Below are 25490 nucleotides of genomic sequence, written 5' to 3'. Positions count from 1 at the left end.
TTATAAACGATTAGCCGACCGGTTTGGATTCCCGCGTGCGGAACGACCAGACGATACAACCGATTCCGGCCAATACAAACGGCACGCTCAACAACTGGCCGGTGGTGATCGCCATACCGTTGTCGTACATGGCTTGCTCGGTTTTAAAGTACTCCAGTACGAAACGGACGCTGAACAGCATCGCAATAAAGCTGCCGAATACGAAGCCGGGCTGGCCGCCGCACTTGGTATAAATTCGCAATGAAACGACATAAACCAGCAGATAGCAAAACGCTTCGTAAAGCTGCACCGGATGGCGCGGCAAGTGGTCGACACGAGAAAACACCACACCCCACGGCTGCGCAGTCGGGATACCCAGAATTTCGGAATTGAAAAAATTGCCGATTCTGATCAAGGCGCCGGCCAATGCAGTCGGAATGCTGACCCGGTCCAGCAACCAGAAATAGCTATCGCCGTATTTGCGCCGATATAGATACAACGCCAGAATGATGCCCAGGGTGGCACCGTGGCTGGCCAAGCCGCCCTCCCATACCGCCAGGATTTTCAGCGGGTGCGACAGGTAATAACCCGGATCGTAAATCAGCGTGTGCCCAAGCCTGGCGCCGAGGATGGTCGCGATCACCATATACCAGAGCAAGGTATCCAGTTCCTCGACGTTCTTGCCTTCGCGCTGGTAAATCCATTGCATGGTCAAAAAGCTGCCGACGAAACCGCAGGCAAACAACAAACCATACCAGCGAATTTTTAAAAAACCGAAATCGACCAGAATCGGATCGATATTCCAGATCAAGTGTTCCATGACAGTGACGCGCTTGGTTGAGATCGTTAAAGGTTACTAGGTTACAAAAACCGAGGCAAATCGGCCGCCCCGAACCGAGCCTCAGCGAAGCCGCCTAAGCGCGGCTAACAGTGGCCGAGTCCGAAACGGGCGCAGTATCGGACAACAAGCTGAACAAGCCTTTTTGCGCCTGATCCAAAATCGTATTCACCAACGGATGCTTCAGCCGCCGCTGTGCGGTCACTGCATAAAACCGCTCGACCACGCCGTCGGCGATGCCCAACGTGCGCACTCCGTATTGGTTCTCGATCGCCTCCGCCACCGCCAGCGGCGAGAAAAACAAGCCGCTGCCGCCGGCGCCGAAGGTCTTCAACAAGCCGCTGTCTTCGACCTCGACCTGCACCGTCGGACTGATTTGATTGACATCGAACCATTGGTCCAACGAGCGGCGCAATGCGGTATTAGCCGTCGGCAACAGAAACGGCGCGCCGTTCAGACAACGCGGAAAGTCGCGGCGGTAACGTTCGGCCAGCGCCGGAGCGGCAAAAATCGCGACCTGCGATTCGCCCAGAAAATGGTTGAATACTCGGGCACCGCTGGCCGGCGTGGCCGGTACGTCGCACAACACCAGATCCACGCCGTGCAGGGCCAGCTCAGCCAGCAGACGCTCGGTCTTGTCCTCCAGACAATGGATCTGAACCGGCTCGGCCATCCGCAACAAAGGCTCGACCAAACAGTAAGACAACAATTTCGGCAATGCATCGCTGATACCCAGATTCAGGCGCATGCCGCGGCCGCCGCCGCCTTTAAGCATGTGCGTCAACTCGCGCCCCAGACTGAATATCTCCTCCGCATAGTGAAATACCGCACGCCCGGTATCGCTCAACACCAATTTCCGCCCCTGTTTGACGAACAATTGGCAGCCTACTGCCTGCTCGAATATCGCCAATTGGCCGCTGATGGTAGGCTGGGCCAAATGCAATACCTCGCAGGCGGCACTGATGCTGCCATGTTTGGCAACGACCCAAAAATAGTAAAGATGCTGGTAATTGATTCGATCCACGGCCTTAATACATCGTTATTTTCTATGAAATAAATTTATTTATCCGATTTTACTATTTTTTTAACAAGGCATATCTTTTGGTCAAGACAATTTTTTTGCGAGACTACCCATGACCACCGCCCAGACATACGACGACAAAGCCCTGCGCAGCAACTTCCGCTTACTGAAACAAATTCTGGCGCAAGTACTTAAGACCGAAGCCGGCCCCAACATCTCCGGCATGGTCGAGCAACTGCAACGCCAATTCGCTGCGTTACAGCGCGACAACAGCGCCAGCCGCCGCCGACAGCTATCGGACACGCTGAACAAACTGCCGCCCGAGGCGCAAACCGAAGTGATCCGCGCCTTCAGCATGTTCTTCAGTCTGCTCAACATCGCTGAGGAATCAGCCAACTTGCACCAGCGCCGGCGCCTGGCCGAAAACGACAAGCACTTTTGGCCCGGCTCGTTCCACGATACCTTACTGAATTTGCGTCAGGCCGGCGTCGATGTCGGCCAATTGCAATGTTTACTCGATAATTTGAGCTATATGCCGGTAATGACGGCGCATCCGACCGAAGCCAAGCGGCGGGCGGTACGCGGCGCATTGCGCAACATCTTTCTGAGCCACGAGAAACTCGACGACCCGCGGTTGAAAGGTTATTTCCGGGCCGAAGTGCTGGAGCGACTGCACAGCCAGATCCAATTGCTGTGGAAGACCGACGAGGTACGCGCCCGCGGCATGGGCGTAGTCGACGAGATCGACGCCGGCTTGTATTACTTTCCGCTGTCGTTGTTCGAAGCCACCGCCCGGGTGTACCGCAATTTCCAGCGCGCCCTGCATGACGTCTACGGCGCCGACGCGGCCGCGGTCAAAATCCCCAATTTCCTCAGCTTTGGTTCCTGGATCGGCGGCGACCGCGACGGCAACCCTAACGTCAAACCGGAAACCACCGCGCTGGCTTTGCGGATGCAGACCCGCACCGTCTTGCAAGCCTACATCGCCCGCGTCGCCGCGCTACGCGAACAACTGTCTTATTCGTACGGCTTATGCCAACCCACTGCAGCGTTTTTGCAAAGCCTGCAACACGAACGCGAGCTGCTGGGCGACGTTGCAATTCCATTGGAACTCAGCTGCCGCCAAGAACCCTACCGGCACAAATTAAGCTTAATGAAATACCGGCTGGAAGCGGCATTGAACCGGGTCGAACAGCGCATCGAGCAAACGTCGGGCGCCAGCGATATTCACGCCTACGCGGGCGCCCCGCAGTTTTTAGCCGATTTGCGGCTGATCCGCGAGTCATTGATCAGCCACGGCGATCAAGCGGTAGCCGACCTGGAGCTGCTGGACTTGATCCGGCTGGTCGAGACCTTCGGTTTCCATCTGATGCAGCTTGACGTGCGCCAGGAATCGACTCGGCATAGTGATGCGGTGGCGGAAATATTTACCCTGGCGTTGCAAATCGACTACCACAGCCTGCAAGAATCGGAACGCTTGCAATTGTTGGGCGAAGCGATCGCCGCGCCCGGCAGCTTGAGCTACGACAATCAGCTGGTGAGCGACGCCACGCGAGAAACGCTGGAAGTGTTTCAAGTCATGGCCGACATGCGCCGGGAAATCGGCGCCGACTGTTTCAGCCGCTACGTGATTTCGATGACCCACTCGGCCAGCCACATCATGGAGGTCTTGCTGTTAGCCGCACAAACCGGCCTGGCCGGCCGCATCGGCGGCCGTTGGTATTGCCATGTCGGCGTGTCGCCCTTATTCGAGACTATCGAAGATTTAAGCCATATCGACACAGTTTTGCGCACCTTGCTGGCGCAGCCGGTCTACCGCGCGTTGCAACAGGCTTACGGCCAGCGTCAGGAAGTGATGTTGGGCTATTCCGATTCCTGCAAGGACGGCGGCATTCTAGCCTCGGCCTGGGGCCTGTACCGGGCTCAGCAACTGGTCATGGAAATCAGCGACAGCGAAGGCATCCCCTGTCGTTTATTCCACGGCCGCGGCGGCACCGTCGGCCGCGGCGGCGGCCCCACCCACCAGGCGATTCTGGCGCAACCGCCGGCTACCGTGCGCGGCCAGATTAAATTCACCGAGCAAGGCGAGGTGTTATTCTACCGCTACAACAATATGGAAACCGCGGTCTACGAATTAACCATGGGCATCACCGGGTTGATGAAAGCCAGTGTCAGCCTGGTGCAGCCGGTCGCCCCGGACCGGGCCGAATCGCTGGCGATCATGAGCGAATTAGCGGCCCTGGGCGAGCGCGGCTATCGGCAATTGACCGAACATACGCCCGGTTTCCTGGACTATTTTTACGAAACCACGCCGGTCACCGAAATCGGCCAACTCAACATCGGCTCGCGGCCGTCGCACCGTAAAAAGCAGGATCGCTCGAAAAAATCGGTGCGGGCCATCGCCTGGGTCTTCGCCTGGGCCCAATCCCGGCAGACCTTCCCGGCCTGGTACGGTATCGGCTCCAGCCTGGAAAACTGGTGCGCCGGCAAACCGGAGCGGCTGAAAACCCTGAGCGAGTTATACTGCACCTGGCCGTTCTTCCGGAATCTGCTGAGCAACGCGCAGATGGCATTAAGCAAATCGGATATGGACATCGCCCGCGAGTACGCCGCCTTGTGCGCCGATCCGGAAGTCGGCAAGCGTATCCATGGCTTGATCGCCGCCGAGCACCGCCGTTGCGTGGACTGGATTCTGGAAATTGCCGAAAGCGACAAACTGCTGGCCGATAATCCGGAGCTGGCTGCTTCTTTACATCGGCGCAACGATTATCTGGGTCCCTTGAACTTTTTGCAGGCCGATCTGCTCAAGGCGGTCAGACAAACGGAAGACAATGGCGAAGAAATAGCCGCGATGAAGCCATTGCTACGTACCATCAACGCTATCGCGGCCGGTATGCGCAATACCGGCTAATCTTGCTAGTCCGTTACGGAGAACACTATGGCTACATCAAATCCGCTACACCGCCTGAAACAGCTCATGCTGGCCGAACGCGAGGACATTGGCTCGTTGCTGGCCTACGGCGTCGGTATCGGTTTGATGTCGCTGGCCACGCCGATCGCGGTACAGGCACTGGTAAACACCATCGCCTTCGGCGCGCTGTTGCAACCCCTGGTGGTATTGACGCTAATCCTGCTGGTATTGCTGTCATTCAGCAATACTCTGGTGGCGCTACAGTTTTACGTCGTGGAGATGCTACAGCGGCGGCTGTTCGTACGCTTATTCGGTACATCGGCCCAACGCTTACGCAACGCTGTGATGTCGGTGCGCGACCACCAGTACTTGCCGGAGCTGGCCAATCGCTTCTTCGACGTGGTCTCGCTGCAAAAGACCGCCGCATCCTTGCTGCTGGAAACCCTAGGTTATCTGCTGCAAACGCTGATCGGCATGATATTGCTGGCGTTTTACCACCCTTTGCTGCTGGCCTTCGATTTATTCCTGGTCGCAGCCCTGTACTTGATTCTGTTCGTGATGGGCAAACGCGGGATTCCGACCGCGATCGAACAATCCAAAGCCAAATACGCGGCCGCCGCCTGGCTGGAAAATATCGCCGCCAATCCCTTGCTCGGCAAAAGCCGGGCTGGCGCCGAGTTCGTCGACCAGCAAACCGAAAAGTTCGCCCACCACTACCTCGAAGCCTGCGTTGCTCACTTCCGAATTCTGTCCAGGCAGAACATAGGCGCTCTGGTGTTGCATACCCTGGCCAACACCGCCTTATTGGGCATGGGCGGCTGGATGGTGATCGAACGCCAGCTCAGCCTGGGCCAGTTGATTGCCGCCGAGTTGGTGGTCAACGCCATGGTCTACGGCCTGACCCGACTCGGCAAAAACCTGGATAACTTCTATGAACTGGTCGCCAGCGTCGACAAGATCGGCTATTTGCTGGATCTACCACAAGAAACGGCGCAAGACGGACAACCGGAAATTACCGAGTCTGCCTACCGACTGGAAATCCGCCAACTCTGTTTGCCGGACAGCCCTTACTGCGACGGCGCCAACGGTCTGGATTTGCTTTTAGCTGCCGGCGACAAACTGGCGATAAGCACCGGCGCCGAACGCGGTAGCTTGCTGGATACCATCTGCGGCCTGCGCACTCCGAGCGCCGGCCAGATTTTGTTGAACGGCCATGACTTACGGGATTTGAACCTGGGCCAATTACGCGACCACGTCTCTCTGGTTCGCCATACCGAGCTGGTAGAAGCGACAATTGCCGAGAACCTGAGCCTGGGACGTGATTTACCGTTGGTAAAGCTTCGCCAAGCCCTGGAACAAGTCGGCCTGCTGGAGACGGTTTCGGCGCTGCCCGAGGGCATGCAGACCGAACTTTGTCCGCAAGGCGGCCCGCTGAACGACGAACAAGCATTACGACTGACCCTGGCACGGGCCATCGCCGGCAACCCTAACTTGTTGTTGATCGACAAGGCTCTGGACCGCATCGACACTCGTTATCTGCCGGTTCTGCTCGAAGCATTAACGGCGCCCAATGCGCCATGGACTTTACTGGTCATCAGCCACGAGCCGCTGGTGTTGGCGCACTTTCGGCGCCAAGTCATGCTGGCCGATGGCCGTTTGGTCGAAAACGATACCAAGGGAGAATGATATGCACAGCAACACCGATGACTGGCTAGCCAACACCGGATTGGGCGATTTGCGCGACGCGATCACCGCGCCGATCGCCGGCAAAATCGCCCGTTCCTTGTTGTTGCTGCTGCTCGTGCTGCTGATCCTGCTGCTACTGACGCCGTGGCAGCAAAACGTACGCGGTATCGGCCGCGTCGTCGCCTATATTCCCGGCGACCGCCAACAAACCGTAGGCGCTCCGGTGGAAGGCCGTATCTCGCGCTGGCTGGTTAAGGAAGGCAGCCGGGTCAAGGCCGGCGAAGTGCTAGCCGAGTTACGCGACAACGACCCGCTGTTGCTGCAACGGCTGGAGAGCGAACGCCAGGCCTTGCTCGGCCGGCAAACCGCGATCGACAACCGGGTGGAAACCTTTCGGGAACAATTGCGCATGGCCGAACAGGCTCGACCCCAAGCCCTGGCCGCAGCCGAATCGCGACTGGAAATGGCTCGCCAACGCCAACGCCAAGCCGCGCAAGGCGCCGAAGCCGCCAGTGCAGCCCGCTTGACATCGTCGTTGAATTTGACCCGCCAACAGACATTGCAAGACAAAGGTCTGGCCTCGCGGCGGACACTGGAGCTGGCGCAACTGGAAATGGCACAACGTAGCGCCGATCTCGACCGCGCCCACGCGGCACTGGCGGCATCCAAGAGCGAAGTCGACGCGGTGGGCGCCGATCTGCGCAAATTGACCGCCGACACCACGGCCAGCGTCGAAAAAGCCCGCGCCGAGCTGAATAAGGCTATCGAAGACCAGAATTATTTGCGCGCCGACTTGCTGAAAGTGGAAACCCGTCTGGCCCGGCAGCAAACCCAAACCATCACCGCACCGCGCGACGGTACGGTATTGCGCTTGCTGGCCAACCCGAATGCGGAAATGGTCAAGGCCGGCCAGCCGCTGGCGATCCTGGTGCCGGACACCGACCAGCGCGCGGTGGAATTGTGGGTCGACGGCAACGACCTGCCACTGATCGTCTCCGGCAGCAAGGTACGGCTGCAATTCGAAGGTTATCCCGCCATCCAGTTCGGCGGCTGGCCCGAATTTTCGATCGGTTCGTTTGGCGGCCAGGTAGTGCTGATCGACGCCACCGACGACGGCAAGGGGCATTTTCGGATCCTGGTGCAACCGGATCCGGACGACATTCCTTGGCCGGAAGTGCGCTTTCTCCGCCAAGGCGTAAGGGTTAACGGTTGGGTGTTGCTCGGCCAAGTCACGCTGGGCTACGAATTGTGGCGGATCTTCAACGGCTTCCCGCCGCTGGTATTGCCGGAGCCCGAAGTCAAGGACGCCGGTAAAGGCGATGACAAGAAAGCCGATAGTGGCGAGAAAAAAGAATGAAAACCAGAGCAGCGATTCTGATCTTAGTCTGGTTGCCGCTGCTGGCCTCGGCGGAGCCAGCGCCCGCACCCCGGCCGCTGGCTTTGGCGGAAGTGTTGGACGCGGCTTTGCGGGCGTTTCCGGGCTTACTGGCGGCGGAGCAGCGTAAGCAAGTCGCCGACGGCGAGCTGCAAACCGCAGAAGGCGGCTTCGATACCTTATTGAAATCGCAAAACCGCTGGTCGGTGGCCGGCATGTACGAGAGTCGCAATTACGATGTGGTGATCGAACAACCGACGACCCTTTGGGGCGCGACTTTTTTCGGCGGCTGGCGGCGCGGCACCGGCCAATATCCGGTCTACGAAGGCAAAAGCCAGACCGCCGACGACGGTGAGGCGCGAATCGGCGTCAACATCCCGTTGTGGCGTAACCGCGAGATCGACCGCCGCCGCGCCAGCCTCCAACAGGCCGAACTCGGCAAATTGATCGCCAACCACGAGTTCGATCAAGTCTTATTGGAAGTGCGCCGCCAGGCCAGCCACCGCTATTGGGACTGGGTCTTGGCCGGTCTGCGCGCCCGCACCGCGGCGCAACTGCTGCAAATTGCCGAACAGCGTAACGACGGCATTCTGCAGCGAGTCGCCGCCGGCGATATTCCGGATTTCGAAGCGCTGGACAACCAGCGGGCCATCATCGAGCGCCGCGAGCGACTGGTTGCCGCCAAACGTATGCTGGAGCAAAGCGCGATTCAATTGTCTTTGTATTGGCGCGACGCCGACGGCCAACCGCAATTGCCCACCGACGAGTTGTTGCCGAGCGGCTTTCCGGAACGCGAGCCGAAAATTGAAGCGGATTTCGAAAACGCCGCTCATTTGGCCCGCAGCCAACGGCCGGAATTGAAACGTTTGGAATTGCAGAGTCAGCAGACCGAGACCGAACTGGCTTTGCAAAACAACCAGCGCAATCCGGCCGTGGATTTCTCGGTGATGGGCGCCAGCGATATCGGTTACGCCAAAGAAAAATTGAACCGCGACGAACTCTATCTGGGTTTGAATGTCGATATACCGCTACAACAACGCGTCGCCGGCGGTCGGGCGCAAACGGCAGCGGCGAATTTAAAGCGTCTGCGCTGGGAGCGTACCGGCACCGAGGACAGGATCAATGCTGAAGTGAAGGATGTGCTGTCAGCCTTGAACGCCGCCCGCCAACGGCTAACGCTGAGCGAACAGCAGCGGCAAGCGGCCCGTCAGTTGGAGGAAGGGGAACGCACTCGCTTCGAATGGGGTGAAACGACTTTGTTATTTGTCAATCTACGTGAAATAGCCAGTGGCGACGCGACGCTGCAAGCCGCCGATGCGGCAGCCAGCCTGTTCAAGGCCCATGCCGACTTTCAGGCCGCGGTCGCCGCACCTTTGGATTACGCACAATGAGGTGATGAGTATGATTAGAAAGTTTGATAGAGCCGATTTTTCTAGAACAACGGTAGTTAAGACTTTGGTGTTGGTCGGCGGGTTAATCGTCTGCGTCAAATTCCCTGTCGAAACTTTGCACTTTTTCGGCGTGGCAGTTCATACCGTTTACGAAAGCGTGGCCTTTGCCATTGAAGAGTTGTTGACGCACGTTTTCGGTTTCAGCAAGTTCCAGGCGCAAATGATCGTGTTTTATAGCAGTTGCGCCATCGCTGCCGGCGTTTTATACCGGATCGTCCGACACTTGCCGATCTGGTTGCAGCGGGCCAAACGCTACTGCATAGGATGCTGCGTGCGCTTGCGGGAACGCTGGCAAAGCTATTGGGAGATGTTGCCGGTGTTGCAGAAAACGCATTTGTTGGCGGTGGAATTCGCCTTTTTGGCCGGTAGCGTCGGCTATATGTTGGTTTGACAACCAGCCATTTCGGCTCGCCTCATTCCGGCGCGGCGACCTGGAGCCGACCGGCCTCGACCCGCACCGGAAACGTGGCGACATCCTCGTAAGCCGGCGCGCATTTAACCTGGCCGGTCTTGACGCAAAACCGGGCGCCGTGACGCGGACAGACGATTTCGTCGCCGTCCAGTTCGCCGCTGGCGATCTCGGCGCCGTCGTGGGTGCAGACATCGGCAATCGCGTAAAACTCACCGCCGATGTTGAACACGGCAACGTCGTCGCCGTCGACATCCACCACTACATGTTCGCCGTCGGCCAAGGCCGAGGCAGCCACTACGTCAATCCACTCTGCCATGCTGTTCTCGCTTGTTGGGTAAAACGACTTTCGTCTATTTCAAATACACATCGTAACGGAGCAGTTTGCCTTGCAAACTCTCACTCGGCTTGCCGCCCAGCGGTTCGGCATAATCCGGGCTTTTGACGACCACCCGTTTGCCGGTCGCGGCCCAAGCCGCATCGAACAATTGTTGCCGATCCAGATCATCGCCGAGAATATCGCGCAGGATCGCCATCGACTTGCGGGTCGCCGCCGATTGCTTGCGCTTCGCCGGGAACATCGGATCCAGATAAATGCAGTCCGGCGCTTCCGGCAGATTCATCAATAACTCGATGGCATTACCGACCAATAATGTTGGCGGTTTGAGTTCGCGCCGCAGCACCCAGTCTTTTTGAGCCAAACGTTCGAAACCGTCTTCAATCAACGCCGCAATCACCGGCGAACGCTCGAGGCAAGTCACTTGATAACCCATCCGAAACAAGGCCAGACTGTCTTGCGCCCAACCGCAGGTGGCATCGACTACGGTATGGCTTTTCTTACCGACGGCCTGCGCCAACAAATCTTTTTTCGGGGCGGGATAGGAATGCTGCTCGCCGGGGCGGGGATCGATTTCAACTGCCAGTCCGCCTTTTTTCAGGTTTTGTCGGTCCAGCAGTTTTAGACAACCGTCTCGGTAAGCCAAAAAAATATCGTCATCACCGGCCAACGCTTGTTCCAAGTCCACCAGGTCGACAGCCAAATGCTGCGCCAGCCTGGCGTCGCGGAGCGCGTCGCCGCGCAATACGGCGAGTTTGTGCCCAGCCACTATTCGGTGGAAACGGCTTCCTGTTGATTCTTCAACGCCGCATCCAGCGTATGCCAAGCCAAGGTCGCACATTTGACCCGCGCCGGATATTCGCGGACACCGGCCAATACCGCCAGCTTGCCGATCGCTTCCAGGTTGATGTCCTCGGTCTTGCCGGTGGTCATTTCGTGGAACTGCTTGAACAAGGCTTCGGCTTCGGCTTCGCTCATGCCCTTGATAATTTCGGTCATCAGCGACACCGATGCGGTGGAAATTGCGCAACCTGAACCCTGGAAACTGGCATCCTGAATCACATGATCGCCGCCGATTTTCAAAAACAAGGTGAGCTTGTCGCCGCACAGCGGATTAAAACCGTCCACCCGCCGATTAGCATCATCCATGATGCGGAAATTGCGTGGGTTGCGGTTGTGGTCGAAGATGACCTCTTGGTATAGGTCGCGTAATTCGTCAAACATTAGCCAAACACCTCAATTAGGGACTTGATGCCTTGCATCAAAATATCGATTTCTTGCCGGGTATTGTACATGGCAAATGACGCGCGCGCCGTGGCCGGCACGCCGTAAAAATCCATCACCGGCATCGCGCAATGATGACCGGCGCGCACGGCGATACCCAAGCTGTCCAGCATGGTGCCGATGTCGTGCGGGTGGATGTGGTCCAGCGTGAACGACAGGATGCCGCCTTTGTGTTCGGCCTGGCCGATGATGTTCAGGCCTTTGATTTGCCGAGCTTGCTCGGTGGCGTAATCCAGCAATTCAGCTTCGTAAGCGGCAATGTTGTCCATGCCAATCGCGCTGACGTAGTCAATCGCGGCACCCAGCCCGATGATTTCGGCAATCGCCGGGGTACCGGCTTCGAACTTGTGCGGCAGACCGGCGTAGGTAGTCTTTTCGAAGGTCACTTGCCGAATCATGTCGCCACCGCCTTGATATGGCGGCATCGCTTCCAGCAAGGCTTGCTTGCCGTACAACACGCCGGTGCCGGACGGGCCGTAGAGTTTGTGGCCGGAAAACACGTAAAAATCGCAATCCAGCGCCTGGACATCGACCGGCATGTGCGGAATCGCCTGAGCGCCGTCCAGCAGCACCGGAATATCTTTGGCGTGGGCGGCTGCGATGATTTTCTCGACCGGATTGATACTACCCAGCGCGTTGGACATGTGGGTGATGGCGACCAATTTGGTGTTGGCGTTCAATAGCTTTTCTAACTCATCGAACAGCAATTCGCCTTGCTGATTGATCGGCGCGACTCTTAAAACGCTGCCGATCTGCTGGCACAGCATCTGCCACGGCACGATGTTGGCGTGATGTTCCATCGCACTAATCACGATTTCATCGCCGGCTTTCAGATGCGACTTGCCGTAACTCTGCGCAACCAGATTGATCGCTTCGGTCGCACCGCGCACGAAGATGATTTCTTTTTCGCTGTTGGCATTAATAAACGCCCTGACCTTTTCCCGTGCCGCCTCGAACCGATCCGTGGCCTTGACGCTGAGCGTATGCACACCGCGATGGATGTTGGCGTACTCGTGGCTATAGGTATGCACGATGGCATCGATCACCGCTTGCGGCTTTTGGCAACTGGCGGCATTGTCCAGATAAACCAGGGGTTTATTGCGGATCTTTTCACCGAGGATGGGGAAGTCGGCGCGGATGTGTTCGATTGGAAATGTGCTCATCGCTAACTGTTTGGTTTAATTGATTTCGTCTTTTCTAAACACTAGAATCGATTCAGTCGATTCGTTCATTGGATAAAACTATGGTCGCCGTTTTCCCGCAAAAACACCTCACCGACATCGCCGAGTGGCATCGCATGGGCGAGGCCGGGATTTTTCCGCCTGAAAGCCGATTAGAACTCATTGAAGGAGAAATTCTCACGATGGCACCGATAGGATTCAACCATGCCGGACATATCAATCGTCTGAATCATATCCTCAACCGTTTATTGGGCGATCAGGCCGTGGTTAGCGTTCAAAATCCGATTCAACTCGGCGATTTGTCGGAGCCGGAACCCGATTTTCTGCTGCTGAAGCCGAATGCCGATTTCTACACCACCCGCCACCCAAATGCGGTCGATGTATTGTTACTGATCGAAGTTTCCGACAGCACGCTACGTTTCGACCGCGAGCAAAAACGCCGTTTGTACGCCACCCACCAAATCCCCGAGTATTGGATCGTCAATCTGATCGACAATTGCCTGGAAATATACAGGCAACCGGAAAATGGCGATTACAGAGAGCAAACGACCTTAGCCAAGGCAGACACTGTCAATCTGGTTGCGCTACCGGCGATTCAGGTCCGGGTCGCCGACATCTTATAGACGTTGGCTCCTATAAACTCATCGCCGGAAACCGCGCCAATAACTCCTGCAATAACAAGCCCTTAAACTCGGCGTTCTCAACCTTGTCTGCCATTTCATTGGCAAAAGCGAAGGTCAAAATGTTTCGTGCGGTTTCCGCATCGACGCCGCGCGATTGCAGATAAAACACCGACTTTTCTTCCAACTGGCCGACGGTGACGCCGTGCGAGCATTTGACGTCGTCGTTGTAAATTTCCAGTTGCGGCTTGGTATCGACCTCGGCATCGGCCGATAACAACAAATTGCGGTTGTTCATTTCCGAATCGGTATGTTGCGCGCCCTCGGCGACCACCACCCGGCCCTGAAACACGCCACGCGCCTTATTATCCAGGACACCTTTATAAAACTCGCGGCTGATACCGTGCGGTTGTAAGTGGTTGATGCGCGTGTGGTTGTCCAGATGCTGGCGGCCGTTAGCGACGAACAAGCCGTTCAAGGTGCATTCCGACGCTTTGTCCAGATCGCTATGAATGTCGCTACGCGCCAGCAAACTGCCGAGCGCAAAATTGTGGTGAGCAAAACGGCTATCCGGCGCTTGCTTGACGTAGGTACCGCCAAAGTGCTGCGCCTTGGCGGCTTCCAATTGCGCTTTGTAGAAAGTCAAACCGGCGTTGCGGCCCAACAGACATTCGTTGACCGACACCGTGAAATAGCTGTCGGCACTGCCGACGTAAGTCTCGATGATTTCCGCTTCGGCCTGGTCGTTGACGAGGAACAGATTGCGGCTGACGGCCAGCGCGTTGGCCTCGGTCACCACGTGCAGAACCTGCAACGGTTTATCCAATTGCTGCTTGGCGGCAACCTCGATCACGACACCATCGGCGAACCAGGCGGCGTTGAACGCGACCAGATTGTGTTCGCTACTGGCGACCGCTTGGCCCAATTTATCGGCGACAGACTCAGGATTTTGCGCCAGCACCTCGACCAAGCTACGCACGCTGACGCCGTCGTTCAAACCGGACAAAGCCGACAAACCGGCAACATAGCGACCGTTAACCAGCACCACGCTATAAGCGTCTTCCAGGCGGTATGGCTGTAACCACGCCGCGTCAATGCCCTGTTCCGCAACCGGCGCGAACACGGTTTTGTTCAACGCCGACAGATTGGTGTAGCGCCATTCTTCCTCGCGAATATTGGGAAAACCGCGCTCGGCAAAGGCAGCCAAACCTTCGGCACGCAGTTGCTGCAACCATGGCAGATCGACACCCGGCAACGACGGTGCCAAGTCTTGATAGGCCGCCAAATAAGAATAAGCTGATTGTTCGGCGGCGATCATGCGGCTTGCCCTTCCAGCCAGCTGTAACCTTTTTCTTCCAGCTCCAACGCCAGCTCCGGCCCGCCGGACTTGACGATCTTGCCGTCCGCCAACACGTGCACTACGTCGGGTTTGATGTAATCCAGCAGGCGTTGGTAATGGGTGATCATCAAGAACGAACGCTCGGCGGCACGCAGCGAATTGACGCCGTCGGACACAATCCGCAACGCGTCAATGTCCAGGCCGGAATCGGTCTCGTCGAGGATGCACAATCTCGGCTCCAGCACTGCTGCCTGCAAAATCTCGTTACGCTTCTTCTCGCCGCCGGAAAAACCTTCGTTGACCGCGCGGTATAGAAACTTCTCGTCCATCTGCAGCAACTTGACCTTGCTTTTGACGATGGTCAGAAAATCCATCGCATCGACTTCCGGCAGGCCCTTGTGCTTGCGCATCGCATTCAGGGCCGCTTTCAGCAAATAGATGTTGCTGACACCCGGAATCTCGACCGGATATTGAAACGCCAGAAACACGCCCTCGCGGGCGCGAATTTCCGGGTCCATCTCCAGCAAATCCTTGCCGTCGTAAGTCACGCTGCCTTCAGTGACGCTGTAACCGGGTTTGCCGGACAGCACGTGCGACAAGGTGCTCTTGCCGGCGCCGTTAGGGCCCATGATGGCGTGAACTTCGCCTGGGTTTATTTCCAGGGTTAGGCCTTTTAAGATGGGTTTGTCGTTGATGGTGACGTGGAGATTTTTTATGCTGAGCATACGTTTTGTACCTAAAATTAAAATTCTGACTGCCTTTGATCAGGCTGCGTGTTGTATTGTCGTTTTTAGAGCAAACTGATAAAGCGTTTTTGGCTCAACATCCGCTTTGCCGTCATTAAACTCCAGACATCCCCATTCAGGATCAATCTTGGCCGTTTTTACTTGATCCGGAGAAACGTATTGGCCAATTAAATCCTGCAAATTTACTTTAAAGGTCTGGCCATTTTCAAAAGCGAGCTCAAAACTGTAACCGTCAAGATATTGAAATTGTTTGAGTTTCATTTCTGTTACTCCAAAGGGGCAATACTGTGAAAATTTTGGCCCACATAGCTATCAGCTCGTCTTGATGCAATTCGGCCCATCCTCGAACTAATGCGCGGCATTTTCTGGGAATGCCACCTTCAATGATATTCAAATTCTCCAACTCCATAACCGCCTGATATTCGCCATATTTGATATGTATATGGCGAGGCGGATGTTCGCTGTCGATCAAGAACATCCGAATAATGATTCCGTAGAAGCGGGATATTTCTGGCATTGATTTTTTCAGTTCTTCAACAATTAGTGTCGCTATCGCGACGGCTATTTAACGTCGGGTCTCGGCCCGACAGCCGAGATACTTTCTTTTGCATCGCCAAAAGAAAGTATCCAAAGAAAAGGCGACCCGGATGCCGCTTTTATCCTGGGCTCCTCGCTTTTGAACGGGGTTGCCTGAAGGGGCTCCCAGCCCCTGCATGCAGCGCGACGCATCCATGCATCGCCCCTTCGGGCTATTACGTTCAAAAGCTAGGGTGCTCGGCGCGGCATACGGGAAGAAAAACCATCGCAACTTCAAAAAAAATCCTGAAAATGTAGGGTGGGCAATTTTGCCCACCATTGGCTTTCATCCCGGGCGAGCACTAAATCGTGCCCACCCTACCCTGCTCAAATTCAATTAATCAAGTCGGGGCATTAATTCGAAGAAACGATCACATTTATCAATAACCGAATTCAAAGATGTTGCCCTAAAAACTTCAGTATGTAACTGATCGCATCCCGCAGTAACACATTCAATTGCAGTTTTTTCCCATAATCTTCTGCAAGACCAGGTTTTCATTACTTTGGCAAATGGTGCAGAACAACGATGCTGCCTCAGCCGTTCGTTAATATTGTTTGCAAAACCAACTTTAAAACGATTGGGATCATGCTCAGGTTCCAACCCCAACAAGTAGAAAACACCAATATCGTAAAGAGTTGCTTCCGGTAAAGAAGATTCTCTATCCTCATCTTCCATTAAAGCACTTCTGTTAGAACCAATAACTTCCAGTACTAAACGAGCTTCACGATCTGTGATATAGGAAATTGTCTGTCCTCGATTTTCACTGCCACCACGAGATTTCTCTGGCTCTATGCCCAGGCGCTTGATAACCTTAAATACTGATTGACGCCGCAATCCATTAAGCTCTGAGAATTCTTTTACTGAAATCAAATTTTCAGTCATATAGAAGTAACCAAAATAAATAATCCAAACAATTTCCATCCCGCGGCGGGGTTATTCCCGTTATTCCGCCCCGAGCATCGCAGCTTTTGGCGAGAATAGCCCGCAGGGGAGCGGCAGGGATGCCGCTCGTTTTCGGAGGGCCAAGGATGGCCCTTCCGAAAACCCTCGCCAAAAGCGAGAAGCGCAGGATTAAGGCGGAATTCCGGGTGGCCTTTCTTTTGGTGACTTTTCTTTGGCCAAACAAAGAAAAGTCACTCGGCTGTCGGGCCGAGACCCGACTTCAAAACAACCCGTCGCGATAGCGACACATTACCCCAGCTGATTCCATTCATGGTTCGACAAGCTCACCACGAACGGAATCAACTCGTCACCACCAACAGCCCACAAAATCCAATTTAACCAACCGCCCCTTCCAAACTAATCCCCAACAACGCCTGCGCCTCCACCGCAAACTCCATCGGCAATTCCTTAAACACTTCCTTACAAAACCCGTTCACAATCATCGACACCGCATCTTCAGCCGACAACCCGCGCTGCTGACAAAAGAACAATTGGTCTTCGCTGATCTTCGATGTCGTGGCTTCATGCTCGACTTGCGCCGACGGTTGTTTGACCTCGACATACGGAAAGGTATGCGCGCCGCATTTATCGCCGACCAGCAGCGAATCGCACTGAGTATGATTGCGGGCGTTTTCGGCGGATTTGGCGACCTTGACCAACCCGCGATAGGTGTTCTGCGCTTTGCCGGCGGAAATACCCTTGGACACGATGGTGCTGCGGGTATTTTTGCCGATGTGGATCATCTTGGTGCCGGTGTCGGCTTGTTGCAAATTGTTGGTTAAGGCCACCGAGTAAAACTCGCCGACCGAGTCGTCGCCCAACAACACGCAACTGGGGTATTTCCAGGTGATCGCCGAACCGGTTTCGACTTGCGTCCACGAAACCTTGGAATTACGGCCACGGCATTCGGCGCGCTTGGTGACGAAGTTATAGATCCCGCCGACACCGTCTTTGTCGCCGGGATACCAGTTCTGTACCGTCGAGTATTTGATCTGAGCGTTTTCCAAAGCGACCAATTCAACGACTGCCGCATGCAACTGGTTTTCATCGCGCATCGGCGCGGTGCAGCCTTCCAGATAGGACACGTGCGAGCCTTCGTCGGCAATGATTAAAGTCCTTTCAAACTGGCCTGTGTTGGCAGCGTTGATCCGAAAATAGGTCGACAACTCCATCGGGCAACGCACGCCTTTGGGGATGTAAACGAAGGAACCGTCGGTAAACACTGCCGAGTTCAATGCGGCGAAAAAGTTATCGCCAACCGGTACGACGCTACCGAGGTATTGTTTGACCAGTTCAGGGTGCTCCTGTAGCGCTTCGGAAATCGGGCAAAAAATCACTCCGGCCTCTTTGAGCTTGCCTTTAAAGGTGGTGGCGACCGATACGCTGTCGAACACTGCGTCGACGGCGATTCCGGCCAGCCGCTCTTGTTCATCCAGCGGAATCCCAAGTTTTTTGTAAGTTTCCAGCAATTCCGGATCGACTTCGTCCAGACTTTTGGGCTTATCTTTTTTAGACTTAGGCGCCGAGTAATAGCTGATGGCTTGGTAGTCGATCGGATCGATTTTCAGTTGTGCCCAGTCCGGTTCGCTCATGGTTTGCCAATGGCGAAACGCCTTTAGCCGGTATTCGAGCATGAATTCCGGTTCGTTTTTAACTTTGGACAGACGACGGATAACGTCTTCGTCCAATCCCGGCGGAAAGGTATCGGCTTCCAACTCGGTGACGAAGCCTTGTTTGTATTCCTGGCTGATCAGGTTTTCGATTTCTTGAGCGGAGGTGGACATAGGCTTTAGTACTTTTATCGAAACAGTTGATTGACCGGAATATACACTTCTTCCGGCGGTTTAAACGGCAACACCATGTCTGCCAGCGTAATCGATTCCAACGCATTGGCGATTTTTTGATTTATCAAATGCCAGTTGCCTTGTATCCGGCAACCGCTGGCTTGGTCGCAGCCCTTGTGTGAAGCACTGCACTCGGTCAACGCTATCGGCCCCTCCAGTGCGCCGATAATGGCAGCAACGGTAATTCTGTCCGGCTCTCGCGCCAAGGCGTATCCGCCTTTAGCTCCGCGCACCGAAACCACGACTTGAGCCTTCATTAGTGTTTTCAATATCTTACTGACGGTCGGCTGAGCGATGCCGGTAACCTCGGCCAATTCGAACGTTCCGTGCAAACGACCCGATTCCCGAGCCATATGACTCAGGATTACCGTTGCATAATCAGTCAGTTTGCTTAGTCGCAACATCCACACCCTCCACAATGGGGACCATTTTAGTCTTATTTAATAACCAAGTAAAGCACTTGGTTATTTGCACGCAATTTGCCCCTACAAGGATCGAAAGCCGCCCGCGGTGACGGTGCCGGCAAACTTCCAAGCCGGCCTTCCCTGTTATACTTGCAGGCTTGCAAGACACGTTTATCCATCCCCCAAAACTTGGACCTCTTACAGCCTCAACCATGCCCCATATTCGCAGCCCCATCGTGTTGATGTACCACGGCACCCCGAGCGAAAAACCGGAGTCGGTATATTCGATTGAGGCGAGCCTGTTCGCCAAGCACCTGAAATACTTGAAGCAAAACGGTTGGAACACCGTTCTGTTCAGAGACCTGGATAAGCCGCATTTACTGCCGGAGAAAAGCGTAGTTCTGACCTTCGATGACGGTTATAAAGACAACTACGAGGGGGCTTTTTTCCCCCTAGTGGAACGAGACATGAAGGCATCTTGGTTCATTACTACCGACTGTATCGGCGGCCACGCGCATTGGCTGGGCGGGCAGTCCCAGCAAACCCGGATGCTCGACCCGGGCCAATTGCTGGAAATGCATTCTGCGGGAATGGAAATCGCGTCGCACACCCACTCACACCCGGATCTTTCGTTACTTAACCATGACCAGCAACTTGCAGAATTCGACCAAGCCAAAACCTTGCTGGAGCAACTTTTGACCGCGCCTGTGACCAGCCTGGCCTACCCTTTCGGCCGCTTCAACGCTGATTCGTTAGCAGCAGCCGAGCTTGCGGGATACAAGCTGGCCTGCACTACACAACCCGGATGGCGAGAACCCGATAGCAACCCGCTTCTAATCAAACGCATCACCGTTTATTCCGGCGACAGCCCGAGCCTGCTGGCCCGCAAATTAAACTTTGTGGATAACGACGTCTCTTGGCAGAAAATCGGCAGGTATTACATGAAACGCATCTTGAGCCGACTGAATCACCAATTTGATATGGTTTAAACAAGCCGAACCGCGCTAAATATCGAACGCAGCCAAATCAAGACGGACTTAGAAAACGCCATTCAATAGCGCTATAAACGAAAAAGGCCTTTGAAATTCAAAGGCCTTTCAATAATGGCGGAGAGCTAGGGATTCGAACCCCAGGACGGGTATAAGCCGTCAACGGTTTTCAAGACCGCCGCTTTCGACCGCTCAGCCAGCTCTCCAATAGCCGTGCATTATTTCAGAAAGTTTCGGCGGAATCTAGTATTTTTTACGACAGACTCGAACAAGCCGATACCATGCCCCGCTCTATTTTCCCTAAGTGTTTGTTGGCAATTGCAAAATCCGCGCGAATGCTGACCAGGATGTGCACCGACATCGGCTGCGACATCGTAGCCATAGATTGTTTCGCCGACGCAGACACACTGGATATGGCAAGACAGGTATACCAGACCACCTCCCTGGCTTGGAATCACGTTAGCGAAGCGGTACACGCTGCACTCAGAGAACATGCCATAGACGGGGTGATTTACGGTAGCGGCTTTGAAGCCCATCCGGAAACGTTAACGCATCTGCAAGGACGTAAGCGCGTATTTGGCAATTCCGCAGAGGTGTTCCAAAACACGCAAAACAAACCTTATTTCTTTGAAATGTTGGACAAACTGGGCATCTCATACCCGGCAGTCGACTTTGCAGCAAAATCCCCCGGCGACGGCTGGATTTTTAAACCCTGGCACAGCCACGGCGGGATTGGAATAAGCCGCAACCAGGATTCAGCCGGCGTGGACGGCTATTGGCAACGTTTTATCGACGGCCAGGCAATGTCGGTGCTATTTGCAGCCCATGCCCAACACATTGAAGTGATCGGATTCAATCGCCAATGGTGTGTCGAGCCAAGCCCCGGACATGGTTTCGTTTTTGGCGGCATCAGCAGTCAAGCAGAACTGCCCGGCACTACCCGTCATCAAGTGACTGAAGCAGCAAATAAACTCGCAGCCGCATACCGATTACGTGGACTCAACACTTTGGATTTCATGCTCGACGCCAAAGGCATTCATCTATTGGAGATCAATCCGCGCATCTCCGCCAGCGCCCAGCTTTATGGCAAGGAGTTACTGCTGAGGCACTTGGCGACCGTATTTGAGTCTGCGGATATCTGCGCCGGCAAGATCAGCGCCGAACCGCGTGCTTACCAAACCATTTACGCCACTAAAGCACAAAAGATCGAATCGCATGTGATTTGGCCGGATTGGGCCGTAGATCGGCCGGTCGCAGGCTCGATTGTTGGCGTGGGCCAGCCGATATGCAGTATTATTGCCGGCGGAAAAAATTCGCGGCAGGTTGCCGAGCGATTGGGGCAACGGCAGGCCATCCTTCAAACTCTCTTAGAATCAGGTTATTAATTCATGCAATATCAGGCGAGCGTCAATCAACTTTCACAGCCCTTAGTGCAGGAGCTGCTGGATAACGCTGACAAATTAAGATTGGGCATTGAGAAACTCGAAAACGGTTGCACCATCATCGACGCAGGTATTAAGGTGCCCGGCGGATTGGAAGCAGGCCGTATCATTACCGAAATCTGCATGGGTGGCATGGGCACGGCGACCATTTCGCAAAGCGCTTACACCGAGAGCTGGCCGCTGACCATCAATGTGCATGCCACCAATCCGGTATTGTCCTGCCTCGGTAGCCAATATGCCGGCTGGAGCTTGTCGCACGGCAAATATTATGCGCTGGGTTCCGGCCCGGCCCGAGCGATGGCTACCAAGGTCAAGGATGGATCGGTAGAGCCGGTTGAGGAACTTTATAAAGAACTGGAATACCGCGACAGCGCCGAACAGACCGTGCTGGTGATCGAAAACGATGCCGTGCCGCCGCTAGAAATTGTCGAAAAAGTCGCGGCCGCCTGCGGCGTAGCTCCGGAAAAACTGACGATCATAGTAACCCCGACCAGCAGTCTGGCCGGCGGCGTACAAGTCGTCGGACGGGTACTGGAGGTAGCGATGCACAAGGCCCATGCCCTGCACTTTCCGTTGGAAAACATCATCGACGGCTCCGGTAGCGCGCCGATCTGCCCGCCACACCCTAATTTCGTCAAAGCCATGGGCCGGACTAACGACGCGATTTTGTTCGCCGGACAGGTGCATTTGTTCGTCAAAGGTGACGACGCGGCCGCCGAGAAATTGGCCAAAGAATTGCCGAGCTCGACTTCCAAAGATTACGGAAAACCGTTTGCCGAGATTTTTAAAGCCTACGAATACGACTTCTTCAAAATAGACGCAATGTTGTTCAGCCCGGCCGTGGTGATTGTCACCGCAGTCGACTCCGGCAAAAGCTTCCGCGCCGGCAAATTGGACAATGCACTGTTAAACCAGTCGTTCGGCGCATAATTCTCGCCGACCTTCCCTCCCGGCGGCGGAATTTGCCCAGTCAGACCCGCCGCCCTGCCGCTAACTTTTACCGCATCTTTTACATTGCGCCGAATTGCAATTTTTACCGACGATCCGGGCTGGCACGGCAAACAATTGTGCCAGGCTTTTGCCCATCGCGGCTTTGACGCCGCATACGCTTCCCTGACCGACTGCACGATACAGATTCACGATAACGATCTGCCGATATTCATCCCCGGCTTCGCGGACCGCCTGCCCGCAGCGATTTTCGTCCGTGGAGTACCGGGCGGATCGTTGGAAGAGGTGGTTTTTTATCTGGATATACTTCACGCTTTGAAACTGCTCGGCGTTCCGGTTTATAACGACGCCGGAGCCATAGAACGTAGCGTCGATAAAGGCATGACCAGCTTTCTATTGCACCGGGCCGGGCTACCAACGGCAGCCACCTGGGTCGTGCGCGACCGTGAACAAGCCCTGATAATCGCCGAACGCGAGTTACAACTCGGCAATTTTTTGATCAGCAAACCGTTGTTCGGCTCACAAGGCGAAGGAATTCGCCGCATCGAAAAATCCACCGATTTGTTATGGCTGACCGGCAGCCGCGGTATTTACTATCTACAGCGTTTCGTCGAATGTGACGGCGACGGTTACTCCGACGTTCGGGTATTCGTAGTGAACGGCAAAGCAGTAGCCGCCATGCGGCGGCGCGGTATTTCCTGGCTGAATAACGTTGCCCGCGGCGCCAGTTGCGAGGCCATCGGCATGGAGCCCGAGTTAGCCGATTTGGCTGTAGCAGCAGTCGAAACCTTACGAATGGATTACGCCGGCGTCGATCTGATCAAAGACCGGGACGGCACTTACCGAATCATTGAGGTTAACAGCGTTCCGGCCTGGCGGGGTTTGCAAGGCGTTTGCGAGACGAATATCGCCCAAATTTTGGTCGCCGACTTATTGAGCCGTTACTTGAGCGAGCCATGCTGAACCGGCAACAACTGATCGACGCCTATCGCCAAGCGTGTGAAATCGAATTGCAGGCGTTCAAGCCGGGCAACGTCAGTATTTACAGTCCGGCACACGATATGACGGTCGACGATTTTCGGCTCAGTGCGCAAGTCAGTAGCGGGCCGCTTACCGACCCAAAACTTAGCCTGGGCGAAAAAATTTATTACGCCATCAAAGCCACTCGAGAAGCCGTGGCCTGCAACACCAATCTGGGTATCGTTTTACTCTGCGCACCGTTAATTCAGGCGGCAGCGAGCTTGAAGCCGGGGCAATCCTGGCGACAGGCGCTCGAGTGTGTATTGCAAGCCACTACCCAAGCAGATGCCGACTGGGTATTCGAGGCCATTGTGTTAGCCGCACCGGCCGGACTAGGTGAATCCGAGCAACACGACGTTCAGGAAAAAGCCGCTGTCACTTTAATGGAAGCGATGCGCTTTGCCGCAGACAAAGATCGAATCGCCTTACAATACGCCACCAATTTTAAAGACATTTTTGATTTCTCAGTTTTACGATATAATCGTGCTTTCGTTTTGTCTGGCGATTCTGGTTGGGCTGCGCTAGCGGTTTTCGCCGCAATGTTGGCGCACTTTCCCGATAGCCATATCGAGCGGAAGTATGGAAAGCGGTATTCAGAGTGGATCAAGGTAGAGATGGAATCGCTCGATCAGGCGATGCAGCTCGCCATTGAGCCTGAAGAGCTTTTTCCGGTGCTTTACGGACTGGACAAAGCTTTTAAGGCACAAAGAATCAATCCGGGTACGACAGCTGACATGACTGTAGCGACAGTACTGGTGGTGCTTCTGGAACAGCTTATCGGCCAGGCAATGGTTGGTAAGTTATAGAGGGAACTTCGCAGAAACTATATTTTGGGACATTATTGTGTCTATTTTTTGGTTCAATCTTATCTTTAGGGGATAAATTTAAAATGGCAAAAATTACAAACATGCGCGTTGGCGAGTCTTTGGTTGGTGACGGCAACGAAATTGCCCATATCGACCTGATCTTGGGCCCACGTGGCTCAGCGGCAGAAACCGCGTTTGCAAATGCTTTGACCAACAACAAAGACGGTTTCTCTACCCTGTTGGCTGTAGTTGCGCCTAACCTGTTGGTTAAACCAGCTACCATCCTGTTCAACAAAGTAACCATCAAAGGTTCAAAACAAGCCGTTCAAATGTTCGGACCTGCACAACGCGCCGTTGCTCAAGCGGTTGCTGACTCTGTTGAAGACGGTACCATTCCTGCTGACGAAGCTGACGATTTGTTCGTTTCCGTTGGCGTATTCATCCACTGGTTGGCTGACGACGACGCGAAAATCGAAGAATTCAACTACAAAGCAACCAAAGAAGCGATCGCTCGTGCTGTAGCCGGCACTCCGACTGCTAAAGAAGTATTGGCTGCCAGAAAAGACGCCAAACACCCGTTCGCTGCTAACAACGTTTAATTTTTTAGTATCGAAGGTTGTACAAAATACCCCGGCTCGCCGGGGTATTTTTTTGTCTAAAATTTGCTAATTTCAGCCACGCCGATACGGCGGTTGTGCAACGCACTGGCAATCAGTACCCCGGACATTCCGACCGCTTCCAGCCGGCGCAGATCATCGGCACCGCGCACTCCACCGGCAGCTATCCAACGGGTATCGGGGTGCCTGTGCCTCAGACTATCGAGTCTGGCAAAATCCGGCCCCGAATCGGCGCCGACTTTATCCAGCGTCATTGCGATTACCGTCTGCGGCCAATACTGCGGCAATTCCAACCAACGCGCATCGCCCAGAGCTAAGTCGTGTTTGAAGTCCAGCGACAAAACCGCCGCAGAGTTGCTTAAATCGTATGGCGACAACCGAGTTTCGGTGCCGATCACAGGTTTAAGGTTATGCGGTTGTGCGGAGCCCAAGCCGGGTTGCGGTAGGCCGCTATCGACCCAAAACTCGATATTCGGATAACGCCGGATTAACGGCTCGAGAATTTGGCGATGATTGCCGTTATCGGCAATGGCATTCAGATCGGCGATGTAAAACACTGGAAACGCATACAAACTCAAGAAGCCGGAAACCACTTCAGCTATCGAACTGCCGGTAACGAGCTGCGAATTCAGATGCACCGGCCGGTAATGGCTGCGGTCCCCGCCACTGGCGTGTACCACCAAGCCGTCTTTTAAATCAATGACTGGAATAATTTGCATGGAGT

The 25490-nt window shown here is 54.9% G+C and carries 26 protein-coding genes and 1 tRNA gene; 12 read left to right on the top strand and 15 right to left on the bottom strand.

Annotated features, from left to right (window positions below):
- Window positions 1-10: 10 nt before the first annotated feature.
- Window positions 11-799 carry a prolipoprotein diacylglyceryl transferase gene (lgt, locus tag ACH518_RS13105; RefSeq protein ID WP_445370404.1) on the bottom strand — a complete coding sequence of 263 codons (789 nt, stop codon included), beginning with the start codon at window positions 797-799 and terminating at the stop codon, window positions 11-13.
- A 94-nt stretch (window positions 800-893) separates the two neighbouring features.
- Window positions 894-1841 carry a LysR family transcriptional regulator gene (locus ACH518_RS13100; RefSeq protein WP_445370403.1) on the bottom strand — a complete coding sequence of 316 codons (948 nt, stop codon included), beginning with the start codon at window positions 1839-1841 and terminating at the stop codon, window positions 894-896.
- Window positions 1842-1950: 109 nt separating this feature from the next.
- Here ACH518_RS13100 and ppc point away from each other — a divergent pair, with 109 nt between their 5' ends.
- From ppc to ACH518_RS13075, 5 genes are read left to right on the top strand one after another with little or no spacing between them, the layout of a single operon-like run.
- Complete coding sequence (gene ppc, locus ACH518_RS13095) at window positions 1951-4749, top strand: phosphoenolpyruvate carboxylase (protein WP_445370402.1); 2799 nt, start codon at window positions 1951-1953, stop codon at window positions 4747-4749.
- A gap of 27 nt (window positions 4750-4776) precedes the next feature.
- The gene (locus ACH518_RS13090; protein ID WP_445370401.1) at window positions 4777-6435 is read left to right on the top strand and encodes an ATP-binding cassette domain-containing protein; all 1659 of its coding nucleotides are present in this window, start codon (window positions 4777-4779) and stop codon (window positions 6433-6435) included.
- 1 nt (window position 6436) lies between these two features.
- A complete protein-coding gene (locus tag ACH518_RS13085) occupies window positions 6437-7792 on the top strand; it encodes an HlyD family secretion protein (RefSeq protein WP_140913782.1) in 1356 nt (451 codons plus the stop codon).
- The gene (locus ACH518_RS13080) at window positions 7789-9201 is read left to right on the top strand and encodes a TolC family protein (RefSeq protein WP_278212188.1); all 1413 of its coding nucleotides are present in this window, start codon (window positions 7789-7791) and stop codon (window positions 9199-9201) included. Before ACH518_RS13085 ends, ACH518_RS13080 begins: the two co-directional genes overlap by 4 nt.
- Window positions 9202-9211: 10 nt before the next feature.
- Entirely contained in the window at window positions 9212-9652 is a 441-nt protein-coding gene (locus ACH518_RS13075; RefSeq protein ID WP_445370400.1) for a hypothetical protein, read from the top strand.
- 22 nt (window positions 9653-9674) lie between these two features.
- On the opposite strand, the gene ACH518_RS13070 is transcribed toward ACH518_RS13075, so the two are convergent.
- Genes ACH518_RS13070 through ACH518_RS13055 form a run of 4 tightly spaced genes read right to left on the bottom strand, consistent with a single transcriptional unit; the run spans window position 9675 to window position 12454 of the window.
- Window positions 9675-9989, bottom strand: coding sequence for a non-heme iron oxygenase ferredoxin subunit (locus ACH518_RS13070; RefSeq protein ID WP_278212190.1), 315 nt, complete (start codon window positions 9987-9989; stop codon window positions 9675-9677).
- A gap of 34 nt (window positions 9990-10023) precedes the next feature.
- On the bottom strand, window positions 10024-10776 hold the full coding sequence (locus tag ACH518_RS13065; RefSeq protein ID WP_445370399.1) for a class I SAM-dependent methyltransferase: 753 nt from the start codon (window positions 10774-10776) through the stop codon (window positions 10024-10026).
- A complete protein-coding gene (gene sufU / locus ACH518_RS13060) occupies window positions 10776-11231 on the bottom strand; it encodes a Fe-S cluster assembly sulfur transfer protein SufU (protein ID WP_278212192.1) in 456 nt (151 codons plus the stop codon). Before sufU ends, ACH518_RS13065 begins: the two co-directional genes overlap by 1 nt.
- Window positions 11231-12454: a SufS family cysteine desulfurase gene (locus tag ACH518_RS13055; RefSeq protein WP_445370398.1), complete on the bottom strand. Its 1224-nt coding sequence runs from the start codon at window positions 12452-12454 to the stop codon at window positions 11231-11233. Before ACH518_RS13055 ends, sufU begins: the two co-directional genes overlap by 1 nt.
- 80 nt (window positions 12455-12534) lie before the next feature.
- On the opposite strand from ACH518_RS13055, the gene ACH518_RS13050 reads away from it, so the two are divergent.
- Complete coding sequence (locus ACH518_RS13050) at window positions 12535-13095, top strand: Uma2 family endonuclease (RefSeq protein WP_445370397.1); 561 nt, start codon at window positions 12535-12537, stop codon at window positions 13093-13095.
- A gap of 10 nt (window positions 13096-13105) precedes the next feature.
- Here ACH518_RS13050 and sufD read toward each other — a convergent pair whose 3' ends face one another.
- The 7 genes from sufD to ACH518_RS13015 all read right to left on the bottom strand — a co-directional run bounded on the left by sufD (window position 13106) and on the right by ACH518_RS13015 (window position 18944).
- Window positions 13106-14410 (bottom strand): Fe-S cluster assembly protein SufD, encoded by a 1305-nt coding sequence (gene sufD, locus ACH518_RS13045; RefSeq protein ID WP_445370396.1) that lies wholly within the window; start codon window positions 14408-14410, stop codon window positions 13106-13108.
- The gene (sufC, locus tag ACH518_RS13040) at window positions 14407-15156 is read right to left on the bottom strand and encodes a Fe-S cluster assembly ATPase SufC (RefSeq protein WP_445370395.1); all 750 of its coding nucleotides are present in this window, start codon (window positions 15154-15156) and stop codon (window positions 14407-14409) included. Before sufC ends, sufD begins: the two co-directional genes overlap by 4 nt.
- Before the next feature lie 39 nt (window positions 15157-15195).
- Window positions 15196-15438 carry a DUF2442 domain-containing protein gene (locus tag ACH518_RS13035; protein ID WP_140913771.1) on the bottom strand — a complete coding sequence of 81 codons (243 nt, stop codon included), beginning with the start codon at window positions 15436-15438 and terminating at the stop codon, window positions 15196-15198.
- On the bottom strand, window positions 15410-15655 hold the full coding sequence (locus ACH518_RS13030; protein ID WP_260839390.1) for a DUF4160 domain-containing protein: 246 nt from the start codon (window positions 15653-15655) through the stop codon (window positions 15410-15412). The genes ACH518_RS13035 and ACH518_RS13030 overlap by 29 nt, the downstream gene beginning before the upstream one ends.
- 435 nt (window positions 15656-16090) lie before the next feature.
- Entirely contained in the window at window positions 16091-16675 is a 585-nt protein-coding gene (locus ACH518_RS13025; protein ID WP_445370394.1) for a GIY-YIG nuclease family protein, read from the bottom strand.
- Window positions 16676-17031: 356 nt separating this feature from the next.
- Window positions 17032-18480: a Fe-S cluster assembly protein SufB gene (sufB, locus tag ACH518_RS13020; protein WP_445370393.1), complete on the bottom strand. Its 1449-nt coding sequence runs from the start codon at window positions 18478-18480 to the stop codon at window positions 17032-17034.
- Between the two features lie 14 nt (window positions 18481-18494).
- Entirely contained in the window at window positions 18495-18944 is a 450-nt protein-coding gene (locus ACH518_RS13015) for an SUF system Fe-S cluster assembly regulator (protein WP_140913401.1), read from the bottom strand.
- 158 nt (window positions 18945-19102) lie between these two features.
- Here ACH518_RS13015 and ACH518_RS13010 point away from each other — a divergent pair, with 158 nt between their 5' ends.
- A complete protein-coding gene (locus tag ACH518_RS13010) occupies window positions 19103-19933 on the top strand; it encodes a polysaccharide deacetylase family protein (protein WP_445370392.1) in 831 nt (276 codons plus the stop codon).
- Window positions 19934-20048: 115 nt separating this feature from the next.
- On the opposite strand, the gene ACH518_RS13005 is transcribed toward ACH518_RS13010, so the two are convergent.
- Window positions 20049-20139: transfer RNA gene (locus ACH518_RS13005), tRNA-Ser, on the bottom strand.
- Between the two features lie 75 nt (window positions 20140-20214).
- On the opposite strand from ACH518_RS13005, the gene ACH518_RS13000 reads away from it, so the two are divergent.
- From ACH518_RS13000 to fae, 5 genes are all read left to right on the top strand, one after another.
- Window positions 20215-21318, top strand: coding sequence for an ATP-grasp domain-containing protein (locus ACH518_RS13000; RefSeq protein WP_445370391.1), 1104 nt, complete (start codon window positions 20215-20217; stop codon window positions 21316-21318).
- A gap of 3 nt (window positions 21319-21321) precedes the next feature.
- On the top strand, window positions 21322-22305 hold the full coding sequence (gene mch / locus ACH518_RS12995) for a methenyltetrahydromethanopterin cyclohydrolase (protein WP_445370390.1): 984 nt from the start codon (window positions 21322-21324) through the stop codon (window positions 22303-22305).
- A gap of 84 nt (window positions 22306-22389) precedes the next feature.
- The gene (locus ACH518_RS12990) at window positions 22390-23286 is read left to right on the top strand and encodes an ATP-grasp domain-containing protein (protein ID WP_445370389.1); all 897 of its coding nucleotides are present in this window, start codon (window positions 22390-22392) and stop codon (window positions 23284-23286) included.
- The gene (locus ACH518_RS12985) at window positions 23280-24149 is read left to right on the top strand and encodes a triphosphoribosyl-dephospho-CoA synthase (RefSeq protein WP_445370388.1); all 870 of its coding nucleotides are present in this window, start codon (window positions 23280-23282) and stop codon (window positions 24147-24149) included. Before ACH518_RS12990 ends, ACH518_RS12985 begins: the two co-directional genes overlap by 7 nt.
- 83 nt (window positions 24150-24232) lie before the next feature.
- Window positions 24233-24748, top strand: coding sequence for a formaldehyde-activating enzyme (gene fae / locus ACH518_RS12980; protein ID WP_140913394.1), 516 nt, complete (start codon window positions 24233-24235; stop codon window positions 24746-24748).
- A 56-nt stretch (window positions 24749-24804) separates the two neighbouring features.
- Here fae and ACH518_RS12975 read toward each other — a convergent pair whose 3' ends face one another.
- Window positions 24805-25485 (bottom strand): HisA/HisF-related TIM barrel protein, encoded by a 681-nt coding sequence (locus tag ACH518_RS12975; RefSeq protein ID WP_445370387.1) that lies wholly within the window; start codon window positions 25483-25485, stop codon window positions 24805-24807.
- Window positions 25486-25490 lie beyond the last annotated feature (5 nt).

The organism is Methylomonas sp. HW2-6, from assembly GCF_052474525.1.
The sequence above is the reverse complement of the archived record's forward strand: the minus strand, read 5'-3'. Positions and strand labels throughout refer to the sequence as shown.